The organism is Symbiopectobacterium purcellii (assembly GCF_019797845.1).
Lineage (GTDB): Bacteria > Pseudomonadota > Gammaproteobacteria > Enterobacterales > Enterobacteriaceae > Symbiopectobacterium > Symbiopectobacterium purcellii.
In genome coordinates this window covers 1,672,761-1,683,183 of the sequence record NZ_CP081864.1, presented here as the reverse complement: position 1 = coordinate 1,683,183, position 10,423 = coordinate 1,672,761, and the positions used below count along the sequence as shown (strand labels likewise).

General features: G+C 52.7%; 11 protein-coding genes and 1 riboswitch. Of the genes, 2 read left to right on the top strand and 9 right to left on the bottom strand.

Features of this window, described 5'->3' with window-relative positions; all coding sequences use genetic code 11:
- The first annotated feature begins 7 nt into the window (after positions 1-7).
- Entirely contained in the window at positions 8-1,114 is a 1,107-nt protein-coding gene (locus tag K6K13_RS07780; RefSeq protein ID WP_222160271.1) for an ABC transporter permease, read from the top strand.
- A gap of 158 nt (positions 1,115-1,272) precedes the next feature.
- On the opposite strand, the gene K6K13_RS07775 is transcribed toward K6K13_RS07780, so the two are convergent.
- The 6 genes from K6K13_RS07775 to moaA all read right to left on the bottom strand — a co-directional run bounded on the left by K6K13_RS07775 (position 1,273) and on the right by moaA (position 5,155).
- Positions 1,273-1,983 (bottom strand): Bax inhibitor-1/YccA family protein, encoded by a 711-nt coding sequence (locus K6K13_RS07775; RefSeq protein ID WP_222160270.1) that lies wholly within the window; start codon positions 1,981-1,983, stop codon positions 1,273-1,275.
- Positions 1,984-2,406: 423 nt separating this feature from the next.
- Entirely contained in the window at positions 2,407-2,874 is a 468-nt protein-coding gene (gene moaE / locus K6K13_RS07770) for a molybdopterin synthase catalytic subunit MoaE (RefSeq protein ID WP_222161007.1), read from the bottom strand.
- 2 nt (positions 2,875-2,876) lie between these two features.
- On the bottom strand, positions 2,877-3,122 hold the full coding sequence (gene moaD, locus K6K13_RS07765) for a molybdopterin synthase sulfur carrier subunit (RefSeq protein WP_222160269.1): 246 nt from the start codon (positions 3,120-3,122) through the stop codon (positions 2,877-2,879).
- Positions 3,119-3,604, bottom strand: a complete 486-nt coding sequence (gene moaC / locus K6K13_RS07760; protein WP_222160268.1) for a cyclic pyranopterin monophosphate synthase MoaC — start codon at positions 3,602-3,604, stop codon at positions 3,119-3,121. The genes moaD and moaC overlap by 4 nt, the downstream gene beginning before the upstream one ends.
- A 2-nt stretch (positions 3,605-3,606) precedes the next feature.
- A complete protein-coding gene (gene moaB / locus K6K13_RS07755) occupies positions 3,607-4,125 on the bottom strand; it encodes a molybdenum cofactor biosynthesis protein B (protein ID WP_222160267.1) in 519 nt (172 codons plus the stop codon).
- Positions 4,126-4,165: 40 nt separating this feature from the next.
- Positions 4,166-5,155 (bottom strand): GTP 3',8-cyclase MoaA, encoded by a 990-nt coding sequence (moaA, locus tag K6K13_RS07750; RefSeq protein WP_222160265.1) that lies wholly within the window; start codon positions 5,153-5,155, stop codon positions 4,166-4,168.
- Positions 5,143-5,292: riboswitch (molybdenum cofactor riboswitch) on the bottom strand. (Overlaps the previous gene by 13 nt.)
- Before the next feature lie 238 nt (positions 5,293-5,530).
- Between moaA and K6K13_RS07745 the strand changes: the two genes are divergently transcribed.
- A complete protein-coding gene (locus K6K13_RS07745) occupies positions 5,531-6,439 on the top strand; it encodes a gluconeogenesis factor YvcK family protein (protein ID WP_222160264.1) in 909 nt (302 codons plus the stop codon).
- Between the two features lie 18 nt (positions 6,440-6,457).
- On the opposite strand, the gene K6K13_RS07740 is transcribed toward K6K13_RS07745, so the two are convergent.
- The 3 genes from K6K13_RS07740 to K6K13_RS07730 form a co-directional block, all read right to left on the bottom strand.
- Entirely contained in the window at positions 6,458-6,892 is a 435-nt protein-coding gene (locus K6K13_RS07740; RefSeq protein WP_222160263.1) for a glyoxalase, read from the bottom strand.
- A 25-nt stretch (positions 6,893-6,917) separates the two neighbouring features.
- Positions 6,918-8,930, bottom strand: a complete 2,013-nt coding sequence (uvrB, locus tag K6K13_RS07735; RefSeq protein WP_222160262.1) for an excinuclease ABC subunit UvrB — start codon at positions 8,928-8,930, stop codon at positions 6,918-6,920.
- 863 nt (positions 8,931-9,793) lie between these two features.
- A complete protein-coding gene (locus K6K13_RS07730) occupies positions 9,794-10,324 on the bottom strand; it encodes a hypothetical protein (RefSeq protein ID WP_222160261.1) in 531 nt (176 codons plus the stop codon).
- Between the last annotated feature and the right edge of the window lie 99 nt (positions 10,325-10,423).

The following is a 10,423-nucleotide window of genomic DNA, read 5'->3' as shown; positions in this document are numbered from 1 at the left end:
GATCGCCATGTTTTACCGCTTATGGACGCTGATCGTGAAAGAGCTTCAATCGCTGCTGCGTGAACCGCAAACCCGCAGCCTGCTGGTGCTCCCGGTGGTGCTTCAGGTCTCTCTGTTCCCGTTCGCCGCGACGCTGGATGTCACCAATGCCATCCTCGCTATTTATAGCGAAGACAGCGGCCCCGCATCGATTGAACTGACACAGCGCATCGCTAACGCGCGCACCTTCTCCCAGATATTAACGCTGCGCAGTCCGCAGGCTATCGCGCCAACTATCGATAACCAGAAAGCGTTATTATTGGTGCGTTTTCCGCCCAATTTCTCCCGCGATATTGCCAATGGCACCAGCACCTCGCTTCAGGTCATTCTGGATGGACGGCGTTCCAACAGCGCGCAAATTGCCGCAAATGACATACAGCAGATTGTTCAGGAATATGAGCGGGAGTTGCTGGCAGGGAAAACGCGCAACAACCAGAGCGAACTGGTGGTGCGTCACTGGTATAACCCGAATCTGAACTACAAGTGGTTTGTGGTGCCTTCGCTTATCGCCATGATCACGACCATCGGCGTATTGATTGTGACGGCGCTCTCTGTAGCGCGCGAGCGTGAACAGGGAACACTCGATCAACTGCTGGTGTCACCGCTGGCGACCTGGCAAATTTTCGTTGGTAAAGCGGTCCCAGCGCTGATTGTCGCCACCGGGCAGGCCACCATCGTGCTTTTGGCAGGGATCTTCGCTTACCAGATTCCTTTTGCCGGTTCACTGCTGCTGTTTTATGCCGCGATGCTGCTGTATGGCTTGTCGCTGGTGGGATTTGGTTTACTGATTTCGTCGCTGTGCGCCACACAACAGCAGGCGTTTATCGGCGTGTTTGTCTTTCTGATGCCCGCCATCTTGCTCTCAGGTTACGTATCACCGGTGGAAAACATGCCGCAGTGGCTACAGGACCTGACCTGGGTAAACCCTATCCGCCATTTCACTGACATCACCAAACAAATTTACCTCAAAGGGGCCGATTTCAGCGTGGTATGGCACAGCCTGTGGCCACTGCTGATTATCACTGCGACTACCGGCAGCGCGGCCTACGGGTTATTCAGGCGAAAAATGTCGTGAACCATCATCGATTTTTGCTCAACGCAACCACGAATGTCATTGAGTAACTCAGGGTGACGTTCGATAAGTTTTAGCATCAACCCTACGCCAATGGCCGGGTTGCGCCCAAAAAAAAGCCCCGCGCGTGTAACGCACGGGGCGATGTGTCGTGTTGCGTCTTAGCGACGGTTGCCGAAAATACGCAGCAGCATCAGGAACAGGTTGATAAAGTCCAGATAAAGCGTCAATGCGCCCACAATGGCGTATTTGCGAAAACTGTCGCGGTCGTCAGCAGAGAGTTGCTCGCCGATATTTTTCAGTTTTTGCGTATCGTAGGCTGTCAAACCAACAAACACCACCACGCCGATATAGGTCACAGCCCACATCAAAGCATCACTTTTCAACCAGATATTGACCAACGATGCCAGCACGATACCGATCAGGCCCATAAACAGCATGCTGCCCAAGCCGCTCAGATCGCGTTTGGTGGTGTAACCGTACACGCTCATGACACCAAACATCCCCGCCGTAATGACAAAGGTGCTGGCGATCGATTGCCCGGAATAGAGGATGAAGATGCTGGAGAGCGTCAATCCGGTCAACGCCGAATAGAGCATAAACAGGCCTGTCGCCACGCTACCGCTCAAGCGCTGTACCATGCCGGAAATGACGAACACCAAGCCCAACTGAGCAATGATCAGCCCGAAAAAGGTAATCCGACTGGAAAAGACGAAACTCATTATCGCGGAGGATTGCGCCGCATACCAGGAAACAAACGCCGTCAGCAATAAACCGCAGGTCATCCAGCCATAAACCTGCGCCATATACGCCTGAAGGCCGCTATTAGCGCGTTCGACTATCGAATCGCCTGAACGAGGGAACCGATCCATGATACTACCCTTACGTTGCTGTCTGGCAGCGCAGACAGAGATTGTGACTCGGGCGTGCATCGCCCACCATTGACAAGTGTATCACATGGCACTGCGCTGCATGTGGCGAAAATCACGCCAGCTTCAACGAACGTTAATCAAACGAAGCCGGTAAAACCTCTTGAGCGTTATACCCTAAATAATTCGAGTGCAGGACAAAAGGTTAACGTTCTGAACAGCGCTTGCGCCAGCCCGTAGGGTGAATCTCAGGGACGAGATTCATTAATCCCGATGAGCTTACTCAACGAAGTGATCCGGGTGACAAATCTGCCGGGAGCAGATTTGAACGCCGCGTGCGGCGGCCTCGTAAGAGGTGAGGCCCAAGGATGGGCCGAATAACGAGCGCTGCCAACGCATCTGCAACTTGACGTATGACGGGGATAATTACCAACGCTCAGCGGCGGCATGGTCACTGTCACGCGCATCCACCCAGCGATCGCCTTCCGGCGTCGCTTCCCGCTTCCAGAACGGTGCGCGAGTTTTCAGGTAATCCATAATAAATTGGGCTGCGTCAAAGGCCGCCTGACGGTGTGCTGCGCTGACACCCACAAACACGATTTCATCGCCGGGATAGAGCGGTCCAACACGGTGGATCACAGAGACACGCGGTAACACCCAGCGTTCTCTGGCTTGCTCAACGATCTCCGCCAACGCTTTCTCTGTCATCCCCGGATAGTGCTCCAGCGTCAATGCACTCACATCGGAAGCCAGATTGTGGTTACGCACTTTACCGGTGAACGTGACCACTGCACCGTCTTCGTCACATTGCGCCAGCCACTGATAGGCCTGCCCCACGTCAAACGGTGCGGTGCCGACCTCAATACGGGTTTCAGGTTGCGGGTTCACTGACATCATCAGCCTCCGGTCACCGGTGGAAAAAACGCCACTTCATCACCCTCTCGCAGCGGGTGTGAGGGCTCGACCAACGTCTGGTTCACTGCTGTCAGCAGTTTGCCGGACTCCAGCGCCAGCGCCCAGCGTTCACCGCGTGCGACCAATGCCTGGCGCAAGTCCTCCACGCTGGAATATTCCGCAGGAAGGCTTAGCGAATCCGTTTGCGTCAGTTCTCGAACCTGCGCGAAAAACAGCACGTTGATCATTCTACCTCCGCCTGAAAATCGCCGGATTTACCACCGCTCTTTGCCAATAAACGCACGGGGCCGATAATCATGTCTTTTTGCACCGCTTTGCACATGTCATAAATGGTCAACGCGGCTACCGAGGCGGCGGTCAGCGCTTCCATCTCCACCCCGGTTTTGCCGGTTAAGCGGCACAGCGATTCGATACGTACCCGGTTGTGCTCAGGCTCAGCCGTCAGCTCAACAGCAACTTTGCTTAACAGCAGAGGATGGCACAGGGGAATCAGTTCCCAGGTGCGTTTCGCCGCCTGGATCCCGGCAATGCGCGCGGTGGCGAACACGTCACCTTTGTGGTGCTGTCCGTTAATTATCATCGACAATGTATGCGCTGACAGCGTGACGAAGGCTTCTGCGCGCGCTTCGCGCACCGTTTCGGCTTTTGCTGAAACATCCACCATGGTGGCTTCGCCAGCGGCATTAATATGGGTGAACTGAGATGACATGGTTAATTCGATTTCTTTAAATGGGGAACAAAATTGCACGGTTTTTGCCGGGCATCCAACTGCTCCTGAATGATACGTTCCCAGGCAGTGCGACACGCGCGTGTCGAGCCCGGCACGGCAAAGATAACCGTTTGGTTTGCCAGGCCGGCAATTGCACGGGATTGAAGCGTCGCGGTGCCAATATCCTCATAGGAGACCATGCGAAACAGTTCACCAAAACCGTCAATCGCGCGATCGAACAGTGGGGAGATGGCTTCTGGAGTGACATCACCCGCGGTGAAACCCGTGCCACCATTGATCAGGATCGCCTGTACCGTCTCGCTGGCAATCCAGGCAGTAACCTGTGCCTGAATCTGGTAGCGGTTCTCTTTGACGATGGCGCTGGCCACAATCTGGTGCCCGGCTTCCTGCGCCGCTTCGCGCAAATAGTCACCCGAGGTATCATCTTGCGCGGTACGACGCGCAGAAACGGTCAATACTGCAATTTGCAGCGGAATGAAGTCATCACTGACCTTGCTCATATCACACACCTCTTAACACGGAAAATTGCAAGAGTAGCTATCAGCCACCGATAAAAGAAAGGTTCTGCGTGATGCCGCTGTTGCCGTCATGCAGGAAGTGGGTCTGTTTTTTCAGCGATAACCCACCCGCAATACGCTGCGCCAAATCGTCCATTTGGCTGTCTTCCGCCAACAGATCGCGCAAGGGAATGCCCTGCTCACCAAACAGGCACAGGTGCAAGTTACCCACGGCAGAGACACGCAGACGGTTGCAGCTGAGGCAAAAATCTTTCTCATAAGGCATGATCAGACCGATTTCGCCCTGATAATCATCGTGCCGAAACACTTGGGCTGGGCCATCACTGCGGCCACGCGGCGCCAACTGCCACCCCTGAGCCAACAATTTGTCACGAATGACCGTTCCGGGCAGATGGTGACGGGCAAACAATGCCCTTCCCTCTCCGGTCTCCATCAACTCGATAAAACGCAGTTGGATGGGCCTGTCTTTGATCCAGTGCAGGAACGCATTCAGTTGATGATCGTTAACGTCACGCATCAGCACGGTATTCACTTTGACTTTGGCAAAACCGCAGTCAAAAGCAGCATCGATCCCGGCCATCACCTGATGAAACTTATCCTGCCCGGTGATCGCATGGAACTGACGCGCATCCAGACTATCGACACTGACATTGAGCGCCGTTAGCCCGGCATCACGCCATACAGCCACATCGCGCGCCAGCCGATAGCCATTGGTGGTCACCGCCAGGGTTTTGATCGAGGGATTTTCTCGGATGGCCGCTAAAATCTCGACAAAGTCGCGTCTTAACGAAGGTTCTCCCCCGGTTAAACGCACCTTTTCCGTGCCGAGCGCAGCAAAAGCGCGGCTAACCCGACGGATCTCATCCAGAGAGAGAAAACGCTTGGTGGGTGCGCCAGAAGGTTGATAACCCTCAGGCAAACAGTAGGTGCAACGAAAGTTGCATACATCTGTGATCGAAAGGCGCAAATAGTAAAACTTGCGTGCAAACGCATCCGTCAATTGACTTAGCATAAACACCTTTCCAAATTCGGGAGGCGCGGGCATTTCTCCCCTGCACCCTGGTGACCTCAAGGGCCACGGCCAGAGCACCGTATGATGCAGTTACTGCCACATCACTTAGGCACAAAGGCTAGGAGTCTGATTTAATCAAAGAAGAGTCTAGCGTTACTCACGCGCTACGTCACCCAGTTATTCGTTATATATTTACGTATATATCGTATATATAAAGATTTTTTCTCTTCCACAGGCTTTCAGCATAGTCGAAAAGGGACGGAAAAAATTGTCGTAAATCATCCTGACGCAAAGATTTTTGGTTTTTTTCGCCTTTATCTGAGAAATCAGCTACCTTAGCCACGTTAATTCCCCCCTCTTTTGCAAAAGGTCTTTATGCGCAATCGCACGTTAGCCGATCTCGACAAGGTTGTCGCGCTGGGTGGCGGCCACGGCCTCGGTCGCGTCATGTCATCACTGTCTTCATTGGGTTCGCGACTCACCGGCATTGTGACAACCACCGATAACGGCGGTTCGACGGGAAGGATCCGCCGCGCAGAGGGTGGCATCGCCTGGGGGGACATGCGTAACTGCCTGAATCAACTGATCACCAGCCCGAGCGTGGCTTCCGCCATGTTTGAATACCGCTTTACCGGCAGCGGCGAACTCGCGGGGCACAATCTGGGCAACCTGATGCTCAAAGCGCTGGATCATCTGAGCGTGCGGCCGCTGGAAGCCATCAACCTGATTCGTGGGCTGCTGAAAGTGGATGCGGTGCTGATCCCGATGTCTGAACACCCCGTCGATCTGGTCGCTACCGACACTGGCGGAAACCAGATCTACGGTGAAGTGCAAATAGACAATCTGAACGTACTGCCACAGGAGCTGCAACTCCACCCGGTGGTCAAGGCGACGCAGGAAGCGATTGATGCCATCGTTCAGGCCGATGTGATCCTGATTGGTCCGGGCAGCTTTCTGACCAGTCTGATGCCCCCGCTGTTGCTGGACGATCTGACGCGTGCCCTACGCCGCACGCCAGCGCAGGTGGTCTATATCGGCAATCTGGGTCGAGAACTCAATCAGGCCGCTGCCCATATGACGCTGGCACAAAAGCTCGCTATGATCGAAAACAAGGTGGGGCGTAAAGTGGTGGATGCGGTTATCGTGAGTCCACACACCTCGGTGCAGGGCATCAACGATCGTCTCATCGTGCAACAGCCGTTAAGCGCGGCCGACGTGCCGCACCATCACGATCGCGAACTGCTGCGCCAGGCGCTGGAAATTACCCTGCAACGCCTGGGCTAACCGTGCAACAACCGAGGGCTATTCCCCGCGTAGCCACGGCGTGTGGGTAACACCAACTAAAATGGCTTCCGGGCTAAGGAAACGTGTCACCCATTGCCCCCACGGCTCGAGTCGGTTATCTACCAGCAAGGTATATCCCGCCCGTTTAACCGCAGCCGTAGCGGCCGCCATATCAGCAACTTCAAACTCCAACCAGCTTTGCGGCACGGTGACATCATCCGGCCAGCGGTCAGTGCCGAAGCAGGATTGGCTCGCCTGCGCCAACGGCCACAGCGCAAAATGTTTCACCCCATCGAGCGTATCGGCGACCAGATAATCGCTCGATTCTCCGAGCGGTTTAAGCGGCAAATGTAACGTGTCCAGATAGAGCGATCGACTGGCCACCGCGTCCGCAACGATCGGGCCGAAGCCCGCGATAAACAGTACATCCACATCGGGTAGAGAAAATGTCATGTCGGCTCCTTGCTCCACAGGGAAATCAGGATGCGGCGATAAATCGCTCACGTAAGGCATGAATCTGGTCACGCAATGCCGCAGCCTCTTCAAATTCCAAATTCTGCGCATGCGTCATCATTTGGCCCTCCAATTCACGAATTTTTTGCTCCAGCGCCTTGGGTGTCAGCGCCATGTACTCTGCGGCAGGCTCAGCCGCTTTACGGCTACCACGCCCCTTACCCTTCGCCGTTGGCCGACCCAGTTGCAAGATATCGTCGATTTTCTTGTTAAGCCCGGTAGGTACAATCCCGTGCGCCTCGTTGTAGGCTTGCTGCTTCTCTCGTCGCCGCTCCGTTTCCTGAATGGCGCGCTGCATCGAAGGCGTTATCTTGTCGCCATACAGAATGGCTTTACCATTGAGGTTACGTGCGGCACGGCCGATGGTCTGAATCAAGGAGCGTTCCGAACGCAGGAAGCCCTCTTTGTCAGCGTCCAGAATGGCCACCAGCGACACTTCTGGCATGTCCAACCCTTCTCTGAGCAGGTTAATGCCCACCAGCACATCAAATTCACCCAGTCGCAGATCGCGGATAATCTCAACGCGCTCGACGGTGTCAATGTCCGAGTGCAGATAACGCACGCGCTCACCGTGTTCTTCAAGGTATTCGGTGAGATCTTCCGCCATCCGTTTGGTTAAGGTGGTGACCAGCACGCGCTCGTTCAGCACGACGCGTTTGCGGATTTCAGACAGCAAATCGTCCACCTGCGTCGCAACCGGACGTACTTCGAGCAATGGATCGAGCAGCCCCGTAGGGCGCACCACTTGCTCGACGACATCGCTGCCGGAATGTTCCAGCTCATAATTACCGGGCGTTGCCGAGACATAGATGGTTTGCGGCGCGAGCGCTTGAAACTCCTCAAACTTCATCGGCCGGTTGTCCAGCGCTGACGGCAGACGAAAACCATATTCGACCAGCGTTTCTTTACGCGCCCGGTCACCGCGATACATGCCGCCCAATTGCGGGATGGTCACGTGGGACTCATCGATCACCAGCAATCCATCAGCAGGCAGGTAGTCAAACAGCGTCGGCGGCGCCTCGCCCGGCCCACGGCCAGAGAGATAGCGCGAATAGTTTTCGATACCGGAGCAATAACCGAGTTCGTTCATCATCTCCAGGTCGAACTGGGTACGCTGTGTCAAACGCTGTTCTTCCAGCAGTTTATTGTTTTCCAACAATATTTTTCGACGTTCTGCGAGATCCACTTTAATATCTTCCATCGCCTGAAGAATACGCTCACGCGGCGTGACATAGTGGGTTTTCGGGTAGATGGTATAACGCGGCACCGTTTGTAACTGCTGCCCGGTAAGCGGATCGAACAGCGTCAAACGTTCAACCTCTTCATCAAACAGTTCGACGCGCAGTGCAATCTCATCGGATTCTGCCGGAAAAATATCAATCACTTCGCCGCGCACGCGGAAGGTACCACGCGTAAAGGCCTGATCGTTGCGCGAATATTGCAGTTCGGTCAGTCGGCGTAAAATAGAACGTTGATCGATAATCATGCCGACCGTCAGGTGCAGCATCATTTTCAGATAGAGATCGGGATCGCCCAGTCCGTAGATAGCCGAGACTGACGCAACTACCACGACATCGCGTCGCTCAAGCAGCGCTTTGGTGGCAGACAGACGCATCTGTTCAATATGCTCGTTAACCGACGCGTCTTTCTCGATAAAGGTGTCCGAGCTGGGCACATAGGCTTCCGGCTGGTAGTAATCATAGTAAGAAACGAAATACTCAACCGCATTGTCGGGAAAAAACGCTTTCATCTCACCATAGAGTTGCGCCGCCAGCGTTTTGTTGGGTGCCAACACCATGGTAGGACGGTTAAGATCCGCAATTACGTTGGCAATGGTAAAGGTTTTTCCCGAACCGGTTACCCCCAGTAACGTCTGATGTGCCAACCCCGCTTCCAGTCCCTCTTCCAGCAGACGGATTGCTTCAGGCTGATCGCCTGAAGGGGTAAACTCGGAGTGCAGTTTAAAGGGTTTGCTCATGAACAACCTACCAACAAGTGGACCAAACGTCGCGAGACCAGGCAACGTACAGTAACGTTCAACAATGGAGTGAGGCGTCAAGCATAGCACTAACCATGCATAGCGCTAACCATGCATAAGCACTCACAGTACGCCTCAGAAATTCGTTCACCCACAGTATACTGGATATAAAAACAGCATCCAGTCATTTGTTGGTCAAAATGATGCACGGGGTAAACCTGCGGTCAGCGTAGCGGGGTGCAAGAGAGAAATGGGCGCCAAAAGCATTAACACAGCGTTACGCATTTATCCAGTTAAAAATGTGCTATTTATCCCCAGAATGCGTATTTGTCTTAACAAAGTGGTTAGACCTGTGGTGTAAAAACATGCAACCATCAGTCGGCGATAAACCGAGACTTGATTTTAATTAACTGACTGATTTATATCAATTAAACAAAAAAGCAGAGAATCACAGCAACTCAACCAAAACCCGCGCCAATTCTCGCTTTCCACCGTTTTTCTAAACCTAATGCACATGGTTATCCACAGAAGTAGTGGATAACTCCCACAACCCCGCATGCCTGCTGCTTTAGTGAAATATCTTATCGTTATGGGGCTGAGGGAAATCAGAATTTTTTTAGCGTTTTTGCAAGGATTTCACTTATGCATGGTTTTTGACGTTTTGCACAAAAAAGCCGCTTGTTAACGCAAGTGGAACACTCACCAGTAGCGGGAAGCGAAAGCCACCACTGCCAACACGGATCTTATGGGCACTCTGCATAACCATAAGATCACAGTGTTAATGAGCACAAATCATTCAATGAATTGTGACTGTGTAAGCAACCCTTGCGGCTTCCTATGCAACAGAAGAAGTGTACGACGGCTTATAATGTTACACGGTGTTCCGGCGCAATATCATATATAATCTCCTGTTCGAGTTCATATGTCGCGCCATAGATAAGTTTTTGCTTTGTTTCTGGATCTAATAAATCTGACTGCGATAAAATTACCTTGCAGCATTTTTCCATATAATCCAAAAGCCGAATCTCCCCTTTCGCATACTCACTGTCTTTTCCTTTGCCTGTGCATTTATGTACCTCGACGGTAACGGTGCCAGTGTTGTTATTTGCTTTTGGTAGAAAGAATGATACTGAATATCCATCAATGTCATGAAGCGTAAGGGAATCAGGCATCAGATCTAGCATCCCCAACGATTCCTTTGTTAAGTTGTCTGACAACGATTGGCATAATTTTGTATATAGTCTCTCATTAGCACGACGTATGCCGCCGGCAGTGAAAAAATTAATAATATGCTCAAGAACCCCTTTGGGGGACATTATTTTATTTTTTTCATCCTCAGATTCAATGCCAGCAGCACATATTGCCATATTACAACACTGACTAATCGTCGCCATATTCATTACCTTCGATAGAGATAGTTATTATATAGAACATAGATTATGTTCTGAGATAAAAATATCCGTAGAAGGCAAACACCTTATTTGTAGGCAACT